Origin of the sequence: Planctellipticum variicoloris, from assembly GCF_030622045.1 — a bacterium.
GTDB lineage: Bacteria > Planctomycetota > Planctomycetia > Planctomycetales > Planctomycetaceae > Planctellipticum > Planctellipticum variicoloris.
Window position 1 is genome coordinate 3,618,817 of record NZ_CP130886.1, and the last position, 20,173, is coordinate 3,638,989.

Annotated in this window: 14 protein-coding genes and 1 other RNA gene; 11 read left to right on the forward strand and 4 right to left on the reverse strand. The window is 63.5% G+C overall.

Features of this window, described 5'->3' with window-relative positions; all coding sequences use genetic code 11:
• The first annotated feature begins 408 nt into the window (after positions 1–408).
• Together SH412_RS13980 and SH412_RS13985 are read left to right on the forward strand one after the other, a co-directional pair.
• On the forward strand, positions 409–615 hold the full coding sequence (locus tag SH412_RS13980) for a hypothetical protein (RefSeq protein ID WP_336524134.1): 207 nt from the start codon (positions 409–411) through the stop codon (positions 613–615).
• A gap of 660 nt (positions 616–1,275) precedes the next feature.
• Entirely contained in the window at positions 1,276–2,004 is a 729-nt protein-coding gene (locus SH412_RS13985; protein ID WP_336524135.1) for a hypothetical protein, read from the forward strand.
• Positions 2,005–2,407: 403 nt separating this feature from the next.
• Here SH412_RS13985 and SH412_RS13990 read toward each other — a convergent pair whose 3' ends face one another.
• The 3 genes from SH412_RS13990 to SH412_RS14000 all read right to left on the reverse strand — a co-directional run bounded on the left by SH412_RS13990 (position 2,408) and on the right by SH412_RS14000 (position 6,592).
• A complete protein-coding gene (locus tag SH412_RS13990; protein ID WP_336524136.1) occupies positions 2,408–3,391 on the reverse strand; it encodes an acetyl-CoA carboxylase carboxyltransferase subunit alpha in 984 nt (327 codons plus the stop codon).
• A gap of 93 nt (positions 3,392–3,484) precedes the next feature.
• Positions 3,485–5,044, reverse strand: coding sequence for a serine/threonine protein kinase (locus tag SH412_RS13995; RefSeq protein ID WP_336524137.1), 1,560 nt, complete (start codon positions 5,042–5,044; stop codon positions 3,485–3,487).
• 399 nt (positions 5,045–5,443) lie between these two features.
• Positions 5,444–6,592, reverse strand: coding sequence for an efflux RND transporter periplasmic adaptor subunit (locus SH412_RS14000; RefSeq protein WP_336524138.1), 1,149 nt, complete (start codon positions 6,590–6,592; stop codon positions 5,444–5,446).
• A 317-nt stretch (positions 6,593–6,909) separates the two neighbouring features.
• Here SH412_RS14000 and SH412_RS14005 point away from each other — a divergent pair, with 317 nt between their 5' ends.
• From SH412_RS14005 to SH412_RS14020, 4 genes are all read left to right on the forward strand, one after another.
• Positions 6,910–8,088, forward strand: coding sequence for an LptF/LptG family permease (locus SH412_RS14005; protein WP_336524139.1), 1,179 nt, complete (start codon positions 6,910–6,912; stop codon positions 8,086–8,088).
• A gap of 222 nt (positions 8,089–8,310) precedes the next feature.
• Positions 8,311–9,468, forward strand: coding sequence for a peptidylprolyl isomerase (locus tag SH412_RS14010; protein ID WP_336524140.1), 1,158 nt, complete (start codon positions 8,311–8,313; stop codon positions 9,466–9,468).
• Between the two features lie 237 nt (positions 9,469–9,705).
• Positions 9,706–10,064: a transfer-messenger RNA gene (gene ssrA, locus SH412_RS14015) on the forward strand.
• A 175-nt stretch (positions 10,065–10,239) separates the two neighbouring features.
• Positions 10,240–12,192 (forward strand): hypothetical protein, encoded by a 1,953-nt coding sequence (locus SH412_RS14020; protein WP_336524141.1) that lies wholly within the window; start codon positions 10,240–10,242, stop codon positions 12,190–12,192.
• 60 nt (positions 12,193–12,252) lie between these two features.
• On the opposite strand, the gene SH412_RS14025 is transcribed toward SH412_RS14020, so the two are convergent.
• Positions 12,253–12,720: a hypothetical protein gene (locus tag SH412_RS14025; RefSeq protein WP_336524142.1), complete on the reverse strand. Its 468-nt coding sequence runs from the start codon at positions 12,718–12,720 to the stop codon at positions 12,253–12,255.
• 56 nt (positions 12,721–12,776) lie between these two features.
• Here SH412_RS14025 and SH412_RS14030 point away from each other — a divergent pair, with 56 nt between their 5' ends.
• From SH412_RS14030 to lexA, 5 genes are all read left to right on the forward strand, one after another.
• Complete coding sequence (locus SH412_RS14030; RefSeq protein ID WP_419555790.1) at positions 12,777–14,078, forward strand: IS4 family transposase; 1,302 nt, start codon at positions 12,777–12,779, stop codon at positions 14,076–14,078.
• 595 nt (positions 14,079–14,673) lie between these two features.
• Entirely contained in the window at positions 14,674–16,215 is a 1,542-nt protein-coding gene (locus tag SH412_RS14035; protein WP_336524143.1) for a family 16 glycoside hydrolase, read from the forward strand.
• A 191-nt stretch (positions 16,216–16,406) separates the two neighbouring features.
• A complete protein-coding gene (locus tag SH412_RS14040) occupies positions 16,407–17,348 on the forward strand; it encodes a sugar phosphate isomerase/epimerase family protein (RefSeq protein WP_336524144.1) in 942 nt (313 codons plus the stop codon).
• Between the two features lie 49 nt (positions 17,349–17,397).
• Complete coding sequence (locus tag SH412_RS14045; RefSeq protein WP_336524145.1) at positions 17,398–18,789, forward strand: neutral/alkaline non-lysosomal ceramidase N-terminal domain-containing protein; 1,392 nt, start codon at positions 17,398–17,400, stop codon at positions 18,787–18,789.
• Positions 18,790–19,520: 731 nt separating this feature from the next.
• Positions 19,521–20,168, forward strand: coding sequence for a transcriptional repressor LexA (lexA, locus tag SH412_RS14050; protein WP_336518638.1), 648 nt, complete (start codon positions 19,521–19,523; stop codon positions 20,166–20,168).
• The last annotated feature ends 5 nt before the right edge of the window (positions 20,169–20,173 follow it).

Here is a 20,173-nt window from a genome sequence, read left to right on the forward strand (position 1 = left end):
CTACGCCGGCAAAGCCGGCTCCGTACATCGTGGCCGCAAAGCCGGCCCGCAAGACCCCGCCTGACGGGCGGGGCGGGCATCGTGCCCGCTTCGTAAGGACGGGCCTCCTGCCCTTCGCGGCCTCCTGCCGACTGAGCGGGCGGCTTCCGGCCACCCACTGGCGAATTGTGACCTAAAATACTGCTGCGGGCCCTCCATTGTGGAGGCTCCGCAACAAGGGCCGCATCCCGCTGCTGCTTCGGGCTTGCACCCTTCGGGCGGCCGCGGACGGCCGTCCGAATTCCGCGGCGTCGTGCCGCGGAATTCGGATGCGGGCGCCCAAAGGCTCCCCCTTGTTGCTCCGCTCGTCGGCCGCTGTCCGCAGCACAGGGCGGCGGGCGGTTTCACTCGGTTCGAAAGGGTTTTCTCATGGCCGGCACGCACATCGGTTCGTTGGAAAAGGCACTCGAACGGCTCGACGTCGCGTTTACGCAACTGCAGCGGATTCGCGAACTCATCGTCGGCTGGGAACGCAAGCAGGAGGTGTCGCACATCGTCACGAGCATCGAGCACCGCATCGGCGAAGCGGAGGAAGAGATCCGCGCTCGCATCGAACCGCCGTTCGACGCCGATTGACGTCTCGGCCGTCCGCAGCCTGGCCGCTCCGGCGGCCAGGCTGTTCTCCTCGTTCGCCACGCTCCCGCCGGCCGCCGGCTCAGCCGGCGAACGGCCCGCAGCCGGCTCCGCCGGCTCGCTCTCCCGCGCCGGATCCCGCGCGCCCAACCGCCCAGGCACGCCCCGCTCTGGCCGATCGGCCGGCGATCGACGCCCGCCCAGGGCGACCACGATCGCCACTCCAGCCGGCCCGTCTGCAACTCCGACCGCTCCCCGCCGGCCGCCGCTCGCGGATCCATGGCAACCGCCCCTGGCCGAAAGCCGGCCGCCCAGAATTGCGCCAGACGGCCGGGAAGGGCTCCGCACGACCCAACCCCCGTCCTCCCGGACCAACGCGGCAGAGCGTCTCCCAGGCGTTCAGCCCCGCCGAATCCCTCCCCCGCCCGCCCCTCCGTGCCTTGGCGCCTGGGTTCCTGATGCCTGCGGCACCTAGTGCCTTAAGGCATCAGACATCTAGACATCGGCATCTTGCATCTTACGCCTTCCGCCTTGTATCTTCCGACTGGTGTCTGGGAAGACTGAAGGCGCGGGTTCGCACCCCCGCCCGCCGTCCAACCAGGCATACCTGGACCCCGGACGGTCCGGCGGTCCCCGCCTCGAACCCTCGTCAAGGACATGACGATGCCAGAATTCACGTGGTCGAACCGACCATCGGAGCTGCCGCACTCCAACATCCCCATCCTCCGGGTGAAGCCAGGCTTCCCCATCCGCGGCACGATCCTCAGTCACGACATCCAGGGGGCCGAACTCCACTTCGGCGGCCGCTCGGTCCCCCACACCGACCCCTCCGACCTCTGCGACGGCTGCCAGCGCGGCCAGCCCAGGCGGTGGGAAGGCTACCTGGCCCTGTGGAGCCAGGGCAAAGGCTCGATCGGCGTCCTCGCCATCCCGCCCGGAGCCGTCCCGCAGTTCGCCGCGTACCTCGAACTGCACGGCACGCTCCGCGGCGCCGTCCTGGTCGCCACCCGCGCCGGCAACAAACCCAACGGCCGCATCGTCGCCGAAATCGCCCGCGGCGAACTCGCCATGAACCAGCTCCCGCGCGAGCCCGACGTCTGCCGCATCCTGGCCCACATCTGGGGCCTCGATCGCACGGAGGTCAGCCAACGCCGGTTCGTGATCGACGAATCGGCCTACCAGGAGATCGCCAGACGGGCGGAGGAACTCGACCTCCCTCCGCTGGCCGTCGAACCGGCTACCGCCGCCGGCGGCCCGACGACGGCCGAACAGCGGGCCGAGATGCAGCGCCGAATCGCTGAGCTCCGGCGCGAGATCCGCGGCCGCAGTCACGACCGCACTGCGGACCAGCCTGGCCGCTCCGAACCGGCAGCCGCCGGCCACGGCGACTGAGCCGGGAAAAACGCGATCCCTTCGTCTGGACAGGCCCCAGGCACGCGGCGACAATCCGTTTGTCGCGTGTGCTCGTGGTGTCCTACGCGAGCCGTTTCAACCGCGTGCGACTTCGGCGGGCAACTGCCGTTGGCGGTGCGAACCGCGACTCCGAGCCGGGGAAGGAGGCCCCGGTCTGTTGTGTTGCCGCAACCCCTCCTCAGAATCGAAAAACCGGGTTTTCCCGTTGGATTCTGCATGCGGAAAACAACATAACGGACATTATCGGACGTTGCGTAGCGGCGGCAAAACGGGGCGACCGGCATCGAATCGCGGAAATGCCGCAAGGCTCGGGGCCGCCCTTCGGCCCCGAGCCTTGCCTGGATTCCATTCTCGCAAACACGCTCGAAACGCATTCGCAAAGCTATGCGGGCGCGACTTCGCTGGCGCCGAGCTCTTCGAAGACGCCGATCTGGCGGAACTTCTGGTAGCGGCGATCGAGCAGCTCCCGCTCCGGCAGCGACGCCAGCGAGCGCAGGTTGCGGACGATCGTCGACTTGAGCGTTGAGGCCATCACGCGCGGAGCCCGATGGGCGCCCCCGAGCGGCTCCGGAATCACTTCGTCCACAACGCCGAACTTCAGCAGATCTTTGCCGGTGAACTTCAGCGCCTTGGCGGCCTGGTCGGCGAACTTGCTGCTCTTCCACAAAATGCCGGCGCAGCCTTCGGGGCTGATGACCGAGTAGTAGGCGAACTGAAGCATCGAGACCGAATCGCCCATGCCGATGCCGAGCGCCCCTCCCGACCCCCCTTCTCCGATGACGACGCAGACGATGGGAGTCGGCAGCAGCATCATCTCGCGGAGATTCACCGCGATCGTGTAAGCCTGGCCGCGCTCTTCGGCCCCGATGCCGGGATAGGCGCCGGGCGTGTCGATCAGACAGACGATGGGGACGCCGTATTTGGCGGCCATCTCCATTTTCAGCAGCGCTTTGCGGTAGCCCTCCGGATGAGCGCAGCCGTAATAGCACTCGCTCCGCTCTTTGAGCGTCCGCCCTTTCTGCTGGCCGACGAGAAGCACTTTACGATCGTCGAGCCGGGCGAACCCGGTGATCAGCGCCCGGTCGTCGCCGAACGCGCGGTCGCCGTGAAGTTCGACGAATTCGTCGCACATCAGGTCGATGTAGTCGCAGGTTTGCGGGCGTTCCTGATGACGGGCGACCTGGACCGTCTGCCAGGCGTCGAGATTGTCGAAGATCTCCCGCTTCATCCGCTGGATTTCGGTCCGCATGTTGCGGATTGCGTCCAGCGTGTTGGAAGTGGGATTGGGCTGCGCCTCTAACTTCGCGAGCTGCTCTTCGAGCTCGTAAATGGGGCGTTCAAACGGCAACACGTACTGCGATTTCATCGGACGAGTGCAATCCTGGAGTGGCATGCGAACCGTCAGCCGATTCCGCGGAGCGGCTCCACGGCGAACGGCGGTTCGCGATACTATCGCAGATCACAGCACATCCGGCAATTCGGTCATAAACGGCAGATCCTCGTCCTCCGGGAGCGGCTGCTTGCGGGTTTCCCGGGCGGCAGCCGGTTGCGCCGGTTTCGGGGGGGCTGCGGGTCGGGGCGGAGGCGCCGGTGGAGCGGCCTGTCGCTGCGGCGCCGGTGCGGCCGGGCGGGCAGGCTGCGGTTGAGGCGTCGGTCGTGGCGGTTGCTGCGGCGCTGCGGGACGTGCAGCGGCTGGCGGCTGCGGAACCTGCGGGGCTTGTCCGGGAGGGGGCGCAAACTGGGGGCCAGGAGGGTAGCCGGGGGGCATCATTCCCGGCTGCGGCATTCCCGGAGCGCCCGGATAGCCTGGCTGCGGAAAACCCTGCGGGGGATACTGCTGTGGTGGATACTGTTGCGGGTAACCCTGCGGCGGCATGCCGGGATACATCTGCGGCATCATCGGCATCGGCTGCTGCGGGTATTGCTGCGGCGGAAACTGCTGCTGGGGTGCGGGGGCCGCCGGCGCAGGCTCCTTGGCCTTCAGGATCTTGGCCCGATCGGCGGCGCGACGTTTTTCCCGTGCGGCTTTCTGCTCCTGAAGCTCGACCGCGAACTCGGGGTTCTCCCGGACCAGGCGTTCGCGCTGGGCATCGAGACGGCTGTTGACGCCCCCCGATTTCATCTGTTCCATCAGGTCCTCGGGCTTGTCTTCCACGACGACGCGTTTCTCTTCGACATCCTCTTTGAAAATGCGGATTCGGCGCAGTTCGCCGAGCAGTTCGCCCACATCCTTGTAACGGGCGTCGGGCTTCTTGCTGAGAAGCTTCAGCACGACGCGATCCATCTCCGCCGTGACATTGGGATTGAACTCGGAGGGAGCAGGGGCCTGCGCCGTCAGATGCTTCTGCAGCACGTCCTGCGGCGTGGATCCCTGAAAGGGGGTCTTGCCGACGAGAATCTCGAAGAACGTAATTCCCAGGCTGTAAAGGTCCGTCGCGGGAGTCGGGGCCTTGCGGCGGATCGTCTCCGGAGCGATGTAGGTGCGCGTGCCCTGAATGGTGCTGAACTGCTTCGAACCGATCAGCTTGCCGAGACCGCTCATCTGGCGGACCGTCAGCGAGAAATCCACCAGGCGAACTTCTGCCGCGCGGTTCATCAGAATGTTGTCCGGTTTCAGATCGCGGTGAATCCAGCCCTTCTGATGAATGTGAGCCAGCGCGAGACAGACCTGCTCCATCAGCGGCTTGACGCGGGCGTGGACCGGAATGATGTCGACTTTGATCTGCTGCTTGATGTTCGGAGCGCGGAAATACTCCATCAGCAGATAGGTCCAGTCGCGCGAGGACTGGTAGCGGTCGAACTTGACGATATTCGGGTGATCGAGCGTCTTGAAGACGGCGGCCTCGTGCTTGAGAATCGCCTTGCACTCTTTGTAATCGGGGACTTTGGAGTAGACGATCTTCATGGCCAGGTGGCGATTGGTCCCCTGCTCCGCCACTTCCCAGACCTGACTGGTGCCGCCGCTGCCGACGCAGGTCGTCAATTGAAAGCCATCAATTGTCAGATCGTCTTCCGACACCGGATTCTCTCCACAGAGCTTCGGGCCTCCCGGAACCGGAGACCGACCTTACCGAGTATAGCGGAGAAACGGCCTGGATGTCGTCAGGAAAACTCAGAGGATTTCAGCGGTCAGACCGGTCCTGCAGAGGCCGGCTCCCGGAACGTTGATTTCCGGAATTTGCCGGATGAGAGGGATCGTCAACGCGGCCGCGAGTCACCGGCCGGCCGATCTCGACGCGGCATGCGCTGGTGATCGCGAACCGGGGTCGCGCCGCTGAATCGGAAGGAACGCAGGGCGGAGAGATCGTGGGTCGGGGGGGGGGAGGGCTTTGAGTCTGCAGGCTCTCGCCATCTCGCCGACGAGCGGTCCGCAGCCGCCGCCTGCCGAAACGTCAGATTCCGACTGCGCGGGACGGCGTCAAAAACCGCTGGTATTTCGGGCGGGATTCGACGGTTGAGGTGTGGTCCCCGGCGCAGTACCTCCCGCAGCGCCTGCCGTCGCGGCGACGCCAGCCGGCTTCAGTTGGAAGCCGTCTGCCAGGAGATGCGATGATTCGTAGATGATTTCGTCGCCTTCGAGGAACGGGCCGCTGACGAACGTCCGTGTCGGCCCCTGCCCTCCCAGCAACTGGACCGGAATGTCGCGGACGGTCGAAGCACGGACGATTTGCACTTTTCGCTGACCATCCGGCAGATTTCCGATCGCGGTTGAGGCCACCTGAATGACCGGCTGGCGAGGGATCATCGGCACGAAGACGGATTGCCCCGGCTGCAGCTTTCCGCCCGGATTCTCGACGACCAGGACCGCCGAAGCGATGGAGTCGAACAGGTCGCGGAGCGGATTAAACCGTTCCGCCAGCGGGAGAATCGACTCGACTTTGGCATCGACTTCGGCGGAGTCGATGTTGATTTTCAGCGGCTGATCGACTTGCACCTCGCTCCGGCTGGCGGGAACTTCGACTTTCATGCGAGCCAGGTCGCCAAACTGAACGAGAGGGTCTCCCGCCCGGACAAATTGACCTTCCGCCACCAGAACTCGCAGCACCTCACCGGCCTGCGGAGCGCGAATCGCGGTCTGGTCCAGATGGTACTGCGCCAGATCGAGATCGGCCTTGGCCGCTTCGACGCGGGCCTTGGCCAGTTCGGCCTGAGTTTCATCCTTGGGGGCGAGCTTCTGTTCCAGGGTCGCGGCTTTGTGCAACGCGGCGGCCCGCTGGTGGCGAAGGCGCGCTTCCGTATTGTCGAAACGGACCAGGTCGGCCTGGGAAATCAGCTTCTGTCCAGCCTTGGCGCTCACCTGGCGGACCAGGCCGTCATGGGGCGCTGTGAGCGTGAATAACGTGTAGGGTTCGAGAATCAGAGGAACCCGATAGTCCTGCGGCGGGAGGATTCTGGGCGTCTCCCGTTTGACGACGACCTGATCGCCGGCCACGGCCACAGGCGCAGCCGCCTTTGTGCCCGGTGCAGCGGGAGTCTGGGGGGCTTGAGCCAGCACCGGGCTCCCGGCCACCACCGATCCTAAGAATCCCGCCGCCAAAGCCGGTTTGCACCACCGCATGCCAATCATGTCGAGCCTCGACTGGTGATTTTCGAATTGGAGAGTCGAACGGCGACCGCCGTCATGGCCTATTCCCTAAAACCAGCGTGTACGGTACGACCTGTTTCCCGAGATTGTCAACGGGCGCTGCCGGATGAAAGCAGCGAGACTCGGTCGTCGGGCCGCAGCGCGGCCCCGTCCCCTGCCCCGGCGGATGCCTGGCCTCAGACCACTGAACCGATGCATGCCGGCTGCGGGACGGGATTGACCCGGCGGGCCGGTTGGCGTAAATCAACCGGTTTCACGCCGGGGAAACGGTCCGGTCACCAGGGACGGTGCGTCACGCAATGCGGCTGCTTGAGCGGTATATCCTGTGGGAGCTGGTACGCGTTTTCAGCGTGCTGGTCACGATTTTCACGGTGCTGCTCGTCTTCGTCGGCGTGGTCGCGCAGGCGCGGCAGCACGGCCTGGGACTGGGTGAGATCATCCAGATCCTGCCGTACATTCCGCCGAGCCTGCTGCCCTACACCATTCCCGCGACGATGCTGCTGACGGTCTGCGTGGTCTACGGTCGAATGTCGGCCGACCGGGAAATCATCGCCGCGAAGTCGGCCGGCGTGCACGTCATTTCGCTGATCTGGCCATCCTATTTTCTGGGCGCCGTTCTGAGCGTCGGCACCCTGTTTATGACCGACCAGATCATTCCGTGGTCGATGGGGAACATCGGGCGGGTCGTCCGGCTGGCGATGGAGAACCTTTTCCTCGACAAGCTGAGGACCCAGTCGCAGGTCAATAATCGCAAGCTCGGAATTGCAATCACCGTGCTCGACGTGCGAAATCGCGTGCTGATCATGCCGACCTTCCGCTACTCGCCCAGCGGCAAGGAGACCTTCACCGCCCAGGCGGAAGAGGCCCGGTTGAGTTTTGACCTGAACCGGCAGGAAGTGGTCGTGCAGATGAAGAATGCGCGCATCAATGCTCCGGGGCGGATCTCGGGCTGGTTCGAGAACCACGAAGACCGATTCCCGTTGCCGATCGACCGGGCCGGGCTGCAGGTCCAGACCATGAGAATCCTGGACATTCAGGGAAAGCTGCGAACGTCGGAGCTTTCGAGCGAACGACTGCGGGATGCGGACGCGATTGAAGCCGCGTTTGCTCTGGCGACCGGGGATTTCGAGCGGCTCGGCGGCAATTCGTTTGTGATGCGGTCCTACGAACACCAAGAAGGCGCCGGACAGATCCGCCGGATGAGAACCGAGGTCAACACTCGATTTGCGATGGCGACGAGCTGCTTTTTCTTTGTGCTGGTCGGCAGTCCGTTCGCCATATTGATGGCCCGCAAGCAGTTTTTGACCAGCTTCCTGTTCTGCTTCCTGCCGATTCTGGTGATCTACTACCCCGTTGCCATGATGAGCCAGAATCTGTCGAAGACCGGGATGGTCGATCCCACCTGGGCAGTGTGGTCGGCGAATGCGCTGCTGCTGACTGCCGGCGGCATCTGCATCCGGCGCGTGTTGCAAAACTGAAACGCGGCGGACCGCCAGGCTCCGGTGATCGCGGAAATTCAGACTCTGCCGCCGCCGCAAACCTGGTTCCTGCCGCAGAGACCGGATTGCCGGGGGCCGCGTCTTTCCGTGGCAGTGTCAAGCGATTATATTGAACGACCTGCCAGCAGCGCTGGGATCGTATCGGGGGAGACGTTGCTTCCGGAACGATCCGAGCCCCCCCTGCCCCGGAGTTTTCCGCCGATGCGCTTTCTCATGGCCCGTCTGAGTCTTGCCGGTGCGCTGCTTGCGTTGCCGTGGCCCGGCGTCGTCACCATTGCCGCCGCGGCCCCTCCCGCGGCCAAGGACGCCGCGACGGAATGGAAAACGCTCACCGCACGGCGAGACGAACTGATCAAGAAAGTCGACGACCTGAAAGTCCGTTTTCGCGGGGCGCAAGAGGCCGAGCAGCTCAAGATTCGCGAAGAGGTCTTCAAGCTCGCCGACGAATTTCAGAAGACGATCTACCCGCGGCTGACGACGCTCGCTCCGAAAGTCTACGCAGACGATCCGCAGAATTTCGATGCCGGCGAACTGGTGCTGGAGGCGGCCTACCAGGCCAATCGGTACGAGGACGCGGTCAAGACGGGCGAGCAGCTCATTGCCGCAGGGCGCAAGTCGGCGCTGACGCTGAATATCACGGGAGTGGCGTATTTCGGCCTGCAGGATTTCGGCAAGTCCAAGGCCCTGCTGCAACAGGCGGAGACTGAAGGGCTGCTCATCCCGCAACTGGGAGGCCGCTACCTCGAGCAGTGCGACGACTACGCCGATCTCTGGAAGGCCGAGCTGATCATTCGAGAGCAGGAGACCAAGGCCGAAGGGGACGAACAGCTTCCCCGCGTCGAGTTCAAGACCAGCCGGGGGCTGATCGTGCTGGAGCTGTTCGAGAATGAAGCTCCGAACACGGTGGCGAACTTCATCAGTCTGGTGGAGGGGAAGAAGTACAACGGCGTCAAATTCCATCGTGTGATCCCTGGCTTCATGGCCCAGGGGGGCGATCCGAATACGCTCGACGCCAATCTCGAAAACGACGGTCAAGGCGGTCCCGGGTACACGATTGCCTGCGAGTGCTACCGTGAAGACGCGCGAAAGCACTTTCGCGGAAGCCTGAGCATGGCGCACGCCGGCAAGGACACCGGGGGCTCGCAGTTCTTCCTGACGCACCTGCCGACGGCCCACCTGAACGCCAGCGCCGAAGAAGAGCGCGGCCATACCGTCTTTGGGCGAGTGGTCGAAGGAATGGACGTTGTGGCGGCGATGCAGGTGGGCGACGCGATTGAATCGGCGACGGTGACGCGCAAGCGGAGCCATCCTTATAAGCCCGAGACAAAGCCGGATGCGCGACGCGGGCGGGGCGAATAGCGGATTCCGGTCGAGGCAGAATTCGAGCCGGCCCGGCTGCGGACTAGCAGCCGGGCCGATTTCGTTGACCTGTCCGGTTCGCAACCGGCCCCCCTCCCCTGCTCGGGCGCCCCCCCCAATGTCGACAGTCGCGGCGCGAGGGGGGGCTTGACCGGGCGACAGGGTCGGCTAAGATGATGAATGTCGATTCTCGAAGCACGGCACGGCGAGGTCGGGCGGAGGGAATCGTGCGGGACCGGGGGCGACCGGATTCGACTGGGTTGTCGCAGGTCATGGTGGCGTGTCGTGGTTGATCAGCAGGCCACGTAAAAAGCCGATCAAAAAACAACTGCCAACACTGGCAACTTCGCTCTGGCTGCCTAGTTAAGGAGCCGTGACTGCGGAAGCCCCGTCGGAGGCGTCCAAAAGTCACTCGCCAATTCCGACTGGTTGCCGGTCAATGAGACCTACGCCGGCAACAAGATTTGTGGGGCTCTGGTCGTTGGCAGGCTTCGTTCGTTGAGCCTGCCGCGACGAGATTAATCAGCGGACTACACACGTAGAGGCTATGGCTGAGTAATCACAGGACGCGGGTTCAATTCCCGCCGCCTCCATCTGAAAGCCGCTTGCGTTTTGTTCGCAAGCGGCTATTTTTATTGGAAATATCGTGTTTTCTGGGGCTTCGGCCAGCAGCATCATTCCTGTCGACCTCCCGGATTTCCGATAAATGTTCCGATAAGGGCTCGTTTTCGGACGCAATGTTCCGATAAGGCGAGTCAGGATTCAGGTGCAATGGCCACTCGCAGCCGCCTCAATTGGGCTCCGGACTCACGCGGATATTACACTCGCCAGATTGGTTGGGAACGCAGCAAGTCGGGCAAGCTCCAGCAACACAAGTTCCTCCTCGGGACGGACCGCAAGCAGGCCGAGATCCGGGAACGAAAACTCCGGGAGCTTTGGGACCAGTTTGAAAAGTCCTGCGCAGAGCCCCGCCCACTCTGGCCGGTTGCGCTGCTGGAAATTGCCGCGAGGATCGCTAAAGGAATCCCCGATATTCCGGTCCCCCGCGCGCCGCGTGAAATGCAGCACCAATACGCCGCCCGGCTTCAGCGGATGCAGGCCAAGTATCCGGTGATTTGTTTTATCCCCGAAGACCAGCACGCTTACGAGATCGGACAGGCCGCGCTCGAACTGTTTGAGGCCGTCCCGATCACCGTTCCGGACTTCAAGGTCGAACCGCTGACGGACGACCAAGTGCTGGCACGGGAACAAATTCAGCATCTGGCACGTGAGGCAGGCATCGCGGTTGATCCGGCACTCGAAATCGCCCCTGCCCTGCGGAAAGATTCTCGAAGTCCCCTCCACGATCTGGGGATTCTCAAGCCCGGTGATCCGGCGGCGGTCCGCTCCCCCGGCAACGCGCAGCCGCTCTCCATGAAGACGACGCCAAAAACCGGTGTCTCAACCCCCGCAACCCTCGCAGTGAAGTCGCCCTCAGCGACTCTGCACCACGCCTTCAATCGCTATCAAGTCTACTTGAACACGGAATTCTTCCGTCAAGAAACGGGGCATATCTCCCCGTGGGGCCGCATCCAGGTTCGTCAGATCAAGAATCTGCAACGGCACCATGCCGATATGCTCTTGAGCAAACTTGATGCAACGGCCGTTGGGGAATTGATCGGGTACTGGCGTCGGCGTCCCTGTAAACTCGGAAGCACCGCGCCGATCAGCGCCAAAGCCGCCAGCCATTACCTCGGCACTTTGATCCGGTTTCTGACGTGGCTGCACAGCACCAGCGAGTTTGAATGGACGAAGCCCCACGCCTTCAACGATTTCGATCGTCGTATTCGTCGACTCCCGAGCGATCACGTCAAGCGAAGTCTGGAACAGGTCGACACGTTCTCACTGGATGAGTTACGGCTGCTGATGCGGTACGGCCAACCATTGGACCGGTTGTTATTGCTGCTCGGGCTCAATTGTGGCTTCGGACGAGCTGAGATCGCTTCGCTGTTGGTCGGTGAAGTCCATCTCCGCAGAGGACACACGCCCCGCGAGCAAGAGATCCTCGGATTCGCCACCACTAACGACGACAGTTTCATCAAGCGGATTCGTCGTAAGAGTGGCGTGTATGGCGAACACATCCTCTTTCCCCTGACGGTCCGAGCGCTGGAATGGGCTCTCGAACGGCGAAAGAAATTCCCCGACTTCGATCAAACGGCCCGTCTCATCCTCAATGAAAAGGGAACGCCGCTTGACCAGCAAACCAAGGGTAGCAACGCCAATCAGGCGATCCCAAACCATTTCGCGAGGCTCATTAAACGCATCCGCGATGACGGACAAACGATTCGCATGCTGTCCTTCGGAAAACTTCGTAAAACCGCCAGCGACCTGATCAAGCGGCACTCGGACGGTGAAATCGCGGGCGTGTTTGATTGCCACGGCGAGCCAGTCAAGACGGACTCGCTGTCAGATGCTTACACGAACCGCCCCTTCGGCAAAGTGTTCCGCGCGATCCGCGCTGTGGAGACGTATCTCGGCCCGGTGTTCGCAGAAGCGGGCACATCCCCTTTTTCACCACAGACACAGGCGTACACAAAACGATCCGTCATCGAGCGGATCATCACGCTTCACGAACAAGGGTTCTTCACGGGGCAGATCGCGGCGGCCGTGGGCTTGTCCGGCCAAACGGTCAGTCGGCACATTCAACAGTATCAGGAACGGCAATCGTCGGCAGCAACGGAATGATTCACATCTTCTCGCAACAGACCAGCGCAAAGCAATCCACCTTCCAGAACGCCCACCGCTTCAAGGCGCTGTCGGGACAAGTCCTGGCCCAAACAGTTCTCGCATCTTCGACAGATAGTAGTCCTCCGAAGTTGTCCAACGGAGCGTCGAGGTGAGCTGCGAGTCTGCGCCGGTGGGACAACGGAGCCTGCGGCCCTCTTCGGTCGCCGCCGCGAACGTGGCCGCAGCCGCTTCCGCTTCGGTGCAGTAAGCGGTCGGATAGTTCGCCATCTTGGCGAAAAAGGACTGGGCGAAAGCCTCGTAGTCGGCGGGAATCAGTCCCTGCATCCGTGGATCACCGTTGGTGCCGAAATTCGTGGTTGGCGCCAGAGCCGGCCAGGCTGAGCGGCGGACGCTGCAGACATGCGAGTTCCGCACGTTCGTGAACCGGCCGGTGCGAATCCCCTGCCAGGTGCTGCAGACGGGCCGGCAACGCGTGCTGCGGCTGTTGGCGTAGAACGAGTGGCAGGGCCCACTCTCGTTCGGCACGCTTTTTGCGCAGGCCGATTGAGATTGTAGTCTTTCTCCCTGCGGAGGGAGTGGCGATGGCGGAGAAGGGGCTGACGGAGGAGGAGCGGCGGGAGCTGATTGGTCCTTTGGCCGGGACCGTCCTGCTGCGGCGCATCTTTCCGCTGCTGCAACGATTGGCTCCCTGCGGGACAGAACGCGACACCGCTCGCAACCGGCAGCTGTTCTACAGCCAGTATGCCGCGCTCCTCCTGATCGGCTTCTTCAACCCCGTTCTCAAGTCCGCCCGGGCGCTCGTCGCAGCCTCGGGACTGAAAAAGGTCCAACAGCTCGCCGGCGGGCAAAAGGTCTCGGCCGGGGCCTTCTCCGAGGCCTCGTCCGTCTTCGATCCCTCGCTCCTGGAAGGACTCGTTCACGAACTCCGCCGCCAGTTCGCCCGGCATCAGTTCCGCGTGAGCCGCAGCGGTCGGCTGGGACGCCTTCCCAACCCGATCGTCGAACGTCTCGTCGCCGTCGACGGGACCGTGCTGTCGGCCTTGCCGCAGATCGCCGCCCGGCTGGGACGCGGTTCTCAAGGCCAGTGGCGGCTGCACACCCAGCTTCGCATTCACGACCAGAGGGTCGTGGCCTCGACCCTCACCGAGGAGCCGGCCAAAGGGCCGCACTCCGAGCGCGCCGTCACGCTCCAGCAGATCCAGGCCCGCGAACCGCAACCCGCCGGTGCGCCGGGAGACCTTTATATTCTGGACCGGGGCTATCGCTCGGCCGTGGTGTTCAACGAACTGGTCGAAGCCCGCTGCGACTACGTCTGCCGGCTCAATCGCGGGGACGGTCGCGTGGTCGAGGGACCGGTCAACGACGCGAACGGTCATGCGGTTCAACTCCCCGCGCTCACCGAAGCCGATCGCGCCGCGGGGGTCGTGGCGGATGAACTGATCGCGCTGGGCGGCGGCAGCGGAGCCAGTCCCGCAAGAACCAATCACGTCGTGCGGCGGATCACCGTCGAGCCAGTGCCCGGTCGACCGAGTTCGGCAAGGCAGGGGCGGCTTCGCAGCGACCAGACCGGGCGGGAAGGCCTGATCCTGGCCACGACGCTGCTGGATCTCCCGGCCGAACAGGTGGTGCTAATCTATGAATGCCGGTGGCAGATCGAGCTGTTCTTCCGGTTTCTGAAGCAGGTGCTGGGCTGCCAGCAACTGCTCTCGGCGAAGACGCGGGGCGTGGAGATCCAGCTCTACTGTTCGCTGCTCGCCGGGCTGCTCCTGGCCCTGGCGACGGGAGGCAACCTGTCGCGTCGAGCGTATGAAATGGTCTGTCTCTACATGACCGGCTGGGCCGACGACGAAGAACTCCTCGCCGCCTTCCCCCAGCCGCCATAGATTATGCAAGCACCGTGCCGAACGAGATTGGGGGTTGCGTCGCCCCCTCCCGCTTGGGCTGCGTGCCGATGAGCGACAGATTGTGACTGCGGCTGCCCCCCAGAGTCGCCGTCCGCTCACCAACAACCCGCATCCCCACACCCGACCGCCCGGCGATCTCGGGCGAGACAACACATGCAGTCGCCCGTGTCGTCATTGGTATGCCGCTTCCCTGCCCCTTTTGCAACCAACTCGCCCTACGAGCCACAAGGCCACGGGCCATCCGTTTCGACGATGATGCCATCCAGCTTGCCGTCCCTTCCGGGGATGATTTACCGATGTCATCCCGGTTGAGTCGACGTTCAGGTCTGGATTCGCGAGACCGGGTTCCCATTCAATGAGGAGCCGCGTCCGAACGGGCCGCCATCAGTGACTCGAAAACTCTGACGTCCTGACGAAAGCCGGTTCGACGTGCACACTCGTCCGCCGCGGATGCCGCGAGGAGCATCCAGTGCGATGCCACAACCGGCGCCGGCTCGTTAGGATACTTGTCCATTGGGCCGCGAGCGTCAGTGCCTTCGCGGCGAACATTGCAAAGATGCATTGGAGCCAAGCCATGAACAGCATCAACCGGCAAGTCCTGTTTTCCGCCGCAGCCATATTCATGACTGCCATGCAGGTCGCCGGGCGTGCTGAGGAGACGAATCCGCCCTCCGGCTTTCGCGCGATTTTCAACGGACGGGATCTCACCGGCTGGTATGGCCTGAATCCGCACAGCGTGGCGAATTTGACGGGCGAGAAGAAGGAGGCGAGCCTCGCGCAGCAGCGAGCCGACTTCCCGAAGCACTGGTCCGTCGAAAACGGCGAGCTCGTTAACGACGGCCACGGTCCTTATGCGACCACCGACGCCATGCTGGGCGACATTGAGCTGCTGATCGACTACAAGACCGTCCCCGGAGCCGACAGCGGCATCTATCTGCGGGGCATGCCCCAAGTGCAGATCTGGGACTGGAATCAGGTCTTCGATCCCAAAGTCCCCACGCGCAGACCGCATCTGGGTTCAGGCGGCCTGTTCAACAACACGCCGGGGGCTCCCGGGCGCGATCCGCTGGTGCTGGCCGACCGCCCCTTCGGCGAATGGAACCACTTTCGCATCCGCCAGGTCCGCGACCGCACCTGGGTCTGGCTGAATGACAAACTCGTCGTCGACGGCGCCGTCATGGAGAACTACGTCGACCGCGGGCAGCGGCTGCCGGATCAGGGGCCGATCATGCTGCAGACCCACGGCGGCGAAATTCGCTGGCGCAACGTCTTCGTCCGCGAGATCGGTGCTGATGAAGCGGCGAAACTTCTCAGCGAGCATGAGGCGGCCACGAAAGCGGTCCTCGCGCAGGCGCTGACCCTGCATGCGTCCTTCGACCAGGGGCTGGACGCGGACTTTGCCCGCGGCGACCAGAAGTGTTACGTCGCGCAGGGCAAAGAACTCGCCCCGGCCGCGTTGACGGAAGACGTCCGTCTGTCGCCGGGCGCGGGCCGCTTTGGCGGCGCGTTGCACTTCGCGAAGAAGAACAGCTTCCGTCCGTTGTTCAAGGACGCGGGCGCACTGGGATACAGCTCCGAGAGATGGAATGCATCCGTTTCCGTCTGGCTCCGCCTGACCCCGGACGAAGATCTGGAGCCGGGCTACTGCGACCCCGTGCAGATCGTGGGGGATGATGGCAAGAAGGGCTTTGTCTTCCTGGAATGGTCGAAGGATGAGACGCCGCGGTACTTCCGCTACGCCATCCGACCGCTGTTTCACATCTGGAACCCGGACAACGTCCAGTGGGACCAGATTCCATTCGACAAGCGGCCGATGGTGCAGGTCGAACGGGCGCCCTTCTCGCGTGATGCGTGGACGCACGCGGTCTTCACGCTGGACAACATTAACGACAAGAGCCAGCCGCAGCGCGGGCGTCTGTACCTGAATGGCAAGCTGCAGGGAACGATCGAAAACTGGGATCTCGCGTTTGGCTGGGATCCGGAGAGCGTGCGACTGGTCCTGGGCGCCGCTTATGTCGGTTACCTCGACGACCTCGCCGTGTTCAACCGAGCGCTCTCCGACCGTGAAGTGCAGTACCTGTACGAATTGAAGCAAGGCGTGGGCGAGCTGAGATAGACGGACGCCAACTGTCGATGGCACGGGAGGTTTCCAGAACCGCGGCGGGCTTCGTTGCAAACGATTCGACGTGAGAAACTCCATCATCAACAACCATCAGGCAGACTGGCTGGTGGCGGAAGGGCGCGGCAGGCCGCCCCCCACTTGTTCTGCAGCTCTCCCCCAGACGTCAAACATAGCCTGAGTCGCCAATGACCGAATCGTCTCGCCCCCCACTGCCGACCTGCCTGTTCTCCGTCAGCTATGCCGGGTTCTGGGGGCAGGCTGCGCTCGACGTTCCGGAGTTCATCCGACATGCCGGGCGGCTCGGCTATCGGCATGTCATGCTCGCCGGCAAGCGGCCGCATCTGTCGATTCTCGACACGACCGAGGAACGACTCGGGGAATTCCGAAAGGCTTTGCAGGAGGCGAACGTTGCCGCAACGGTGATCGGCGCGTATGTCGATGCGGCAGGAGGCTCGGCCGCTGAAGTCCCTTACCTGGAAATGCAGATCGGCTACGTGGAACAACTGGCCCGACTGGGGGCGCAGTTGGGCGGCCGGATCGTGCGAGTATTCACCAGTTACGAGCGAGTCGACGGCCAGGCGGCGGCGTTGTGGAACGTCACCGTACGGATGCTGCAGGAAATGTGCGATCGGCTGGCGCCGCTGAAACAGACTCTCGCCGTGCAGAATCACCACGACATTGCCCTGGGAACGGATGCGCTGCTGGAACTGCTGTCTGACGTCGATCGTCCCAACTGCGGGCTGGGGTTCGATGCGTGGTCGCCGGCGCTGCGGGGCGAGAGTCTGTATGAAGCCGCCCGTGTTGCGGCCCCGCATGCGGTCATTACAACGAACGCCGACTATGTCCGCTTTGAACGTTTTGCGTACCGCCCCGAACTGGTGAATTACGAACGCCGGTCGCCGCCGATGGTGCGAGCAGTCCCCTTTGGAGAGGGCTTCATCGATTACGCGGCGTTTTTCAGCGGTCTGACCGACGGAGGATTTCGTGGTCTGGCGACGTACGAAATCTGCTCCCCGGTCCGGGGCGGAGGGGGGATTGAAAACCTCGACCGCTGCGCCCGAAAGTATCTGGAATGGATGCACCTGCAAGGCTATGCCGCAGCAGCGTCGGATTCTGAATTCCAGTAAGTCATCGCGGCCTTTCCCAGTTCTCACATCCCGACCAGGAGATCCCGGTATGACGTTGACTGACCGGACATTGCGAGGCTGGCTGCTGACGGCGACCGTCGCTGCAGCTTGGATTGTACCGTGCCGGGAAGGATGCGCGGCGGAATCGGGATGGAAAGCTGGAATCTCGCGCGCCGTCATCACGCCGGAGACCGACGTATGGCTGGCGGGGTACGGGACGAAGCGTCCGCCAGACGGCAAGCTGCATGAACTGTGGATGAAGGCCCTCGCCCTGGAGGATCAGCGAGGTCAGCGAGCGGTCCTGATCACGAGCGATTTTCAGGGAGTGCCGCGGAGCATGAGCGACCGCGTCTTCGCGCGACTGAAGGAACGCTATCAGCTCGATCGTGCGCAGGTGATGTTCACGTTCTCGCACAATCATTGCGGTCCGCGTCTGGGCGATGACCTGATCGACTACTACCCGGTCGAAGCGGGGCAGGAACAGCTCGTTGCGGATTACACGGATCGGATGGTGATCCGTTGCGTCGAATTGGTTGGCAACGCCCTTGCCGATCTGGCGCCGGCGAACCTTCAGCAGGGCGTCGGGCGGGCGACATTCGCCGTGAACCGTCGGAACAATCGCGAGGCCGAGGTGGCCGATCTGATTGCTGCGGGGAAGCCGCTCGCCGGGCCGGTGGACCACAGCGTGCCGGTGCTGACGGTGACCCGTCCGGACGGCCGGCTGTCGGCGATCCTGTTCGGATATGCCTGCCATCCGACGACGCTGAGCTTTCAGACCTGGTGCGGCGACTATCCCGGTTTTGCACAGCAGGAGCTGGAGCAGGCCCATCCCGGGGCGACGGCGATGTTCGTCAATACATGCGGGGGGGACCAGAACCCCCTGCCCCGCCGGAAGGTTGAGCTGTGCGAGAGGTACGGTCATCAGCTCGCCACCGCGGTGGAGGAGACGCTGCAACAGCCGCTCGCGCCTGTTACGCCGGGACTGAAGCTGGCGTTCGAACTGGTTGATTTGCCGTATCTGAAGGTGGTCAGCCGGGAGGAGCTGGAAGGGCTGCGCACCGACACGAACGCGATTCGCGCACGCTGGGCGGGCCGGCTGCTGAAGAAACTGGACGGTGGAGCAACGTTCGAGGCGGCCTACCCCTATCCAATCCACGCCTGGCAACTCGGCGGCGAGATGCTGGTGATCGGGATGGGGGCGGAAACGGTGGTGGACTATGCCCTTCGCTTCAAGTCGGAGTACGGACCGGGGACCTGGGTCTGCGGATATGCCGACGACATGATTTCGTACATTCCCTCCCGTCGAGTGTGGGACGAAGGGGGCTACGAGGGGGGCTCGAATTTGTACGAATACGGCCGCCCGGCGTTTCGATGGGCGGGGGATATCGAGGATCGGATTGCGGCGGCCGTGGAGCGGCAGGTGAAGCGGGTGAAAGATTAGATGCACGGTGGGCGTGCAGGTGCAGTTCTTCACGCCACGTTCGTAGAGCCTGTCCGGATTCCGTCGGTCGCGGACCAGCCAAAGTCGGCGAGAGATCTGCCGCCCTGTGACGAAGAGGACGAGTCGCGGCAGCAGTCCCGCCGATTCGTCCTCTTTGTGTCCTATTGACTGGAAGTTGCGAAGAAACAGGGAGAAGAGAAGTTGCACGAAGGCGGCAACGCGTCGTTCCTGGTTGACGGGACGCGGAACCGATCAGCGGGGCAGCGGCAACCAAGGCCGCAGCCGACCCGCGGGCCAGCTTCGACTGCGGGAGGTGAAGCTGACATGGTCCGAAACTAATCGCATGCCGACTGTCTATTATCGCGGATTGATGCTTCCTCAATCCGGTGGCAATTTCCCGCCGGTACTCCGCCGTTGTTCCGAGCCGGGCCGATCAGCATTCTGCACGGCACAGTCTGGATCGATACTCCGCCGAGAGCAGCGAATCTGTAGAGCCGCCCGATCATTCCCGTTCCGGCGCTGGAAAGGACGCCCGTAGTCGCTTCGCCGACCGGCAAGATCGACCGAATGGCAGCTCTTGAGGCGATTCTCCTCTCGCCGCTCAAGTTCCCCCAATTCCCGGCCGATGATTTGACCTGCGACACAGCAGGCATAATAATTGCCGGTCAGGCACATTGCGGGCAGCCCTTCAGCTCGGTTGCCTGGAGAGAGTCCGCGCATTGGAACTGGTCATGCCTCCCGGCCGTCCCCCCGTCAGCACGCTCACCGACTCGCAGGCTCGCATTCTGCGCGAGGTCGAAGCGTTCATTCGGGAGCATTCCTATTCGCCGACGACGGGGGAGCTGGCGGAACGGCTGGGGATGGCGGCACAGAGTGTGAGCGAGCAGCTTCAGCGAATGGAACGGAATGGGTACATCCAGCGGCAGCCGCGAAAAGTCCGCAGTCTGATTGTGCTGCGATCTGCGGAGCCCCCGCGTGAGAGCGTATCCCGGCTCGTGGCCGTGCCGATTGTGGGCACGGTGGCGGCTGGCTACCCCGTGCTTGCGAGCGAGAACATCTGCGGGGAAGTGCTGGTCGAGGAGTCGGTCGTGCGGGCGGGGAGCTATTTCGCTCTGCAGGCCAGCGGCCGGAGCATGATCGACGCAGGGATTCAGCCGGGCGACATTGTGATCGTGCGGCAGCAGCAGCTTGCCGAGAACCGGGATATCGTGGTCGCCCTGCTTAACGATGAGGCGACGCTCAAACGCCTGCATTACGGCGACGGGGTGATCGAACTACGCCCGGAGAATTCCCGTTTCAAGCCGGTTGTGGTCGGTCCCGACGACGACCTGCGGATCCTGGGGAAAGTTGTCGCCATCCGGCGTTCGGCCGGGACATAGGCTAC

Bases quoted from the DNA above. Each gene is read 5' to 3' on its own strand.
- SH412_RS14005 (WP_336524139.1), top strand. From the start codon at position 6,910: ATGCGGCTGCTTGAGCGGTATATCCTGTGGGAGCTGGTACGCGTTTTC.
- SH412_RS13985 (WP_336524135.1), top strand. From the start codon at position 1,276: ATGCCAGAATTCACGTGGTCGAACCGACCATCGGAGCTGCCGCACTCC.
- lexA (WP_336518638.1), top strand. From the start codon at position 19,521: ATGCCTCCCGGCCGTCCCCCCGTCAGCACGCTCACCGACTCGCAGGCT.
- SH412_RS13980 (WP_336524134.1), top strand. From the start codon at position 409: ATGGCCGGCACGCACATCGGTTCGTTGGAAAAGGCACTCGAACGGCTC.
- SH412_RS14020 (WP_336524141.1), top strand. From the start codon at position 10,240: ATGGCCACTCGCAGCCGCCTCAATTGGGCTCCGGACTCACGCGGATAT.
- SH412_RS14000 (WP_336524138.1), bottom strand. From the start codon at position 6,592: ATGATTGGCATGCGGTGGTGCAAACCGGCTTTGGCGGCGGGATTCTTA.
- SH412_RS14030 (WP_419555790.1), top strand. From the start codon at position 12,777: ATGGCGGAGAAGGGGCTGACGGAGGAGGAGCGGCGGGAGCTGATTGGT.
- SH412_RS13990 (WP_336524136.1), bottom strand. From the start codon at position 3,391: ATGAAATCGCAGTACGTGTTGCCGTTTGAACGCCCCATTTACGAGCTC.
- SH412_RS14010 (WP_336524140.1), top strand. From the start codon at position 8,311: ATGCGCTTTCTCATGGCCCGTCTGAGTCTTGCCGGTGCGCTGCTTGCG.
- SH412_RS14035 (WP_336524143.1), top strand. From the start codon at position 14,674: ATGAACAGCATCAACCGGCAAGTCCTGTTTTCCGCCGCAGCCATATTC.
- SH412_RS14040 (WP_336524144.1), top strand. From the start codon at position 16,407: ATGACCGAATCGTCTCGCCCCCCACTGCCGACCTGCCTGTTCTCCGTC.
- SH412_RS14045 (WP_336524145.1), top strand. From the start codon at position 17,398: ATGACGTTGACTGACCGGACATTGCGAGGCTGGCTGCTGACGGCGACC.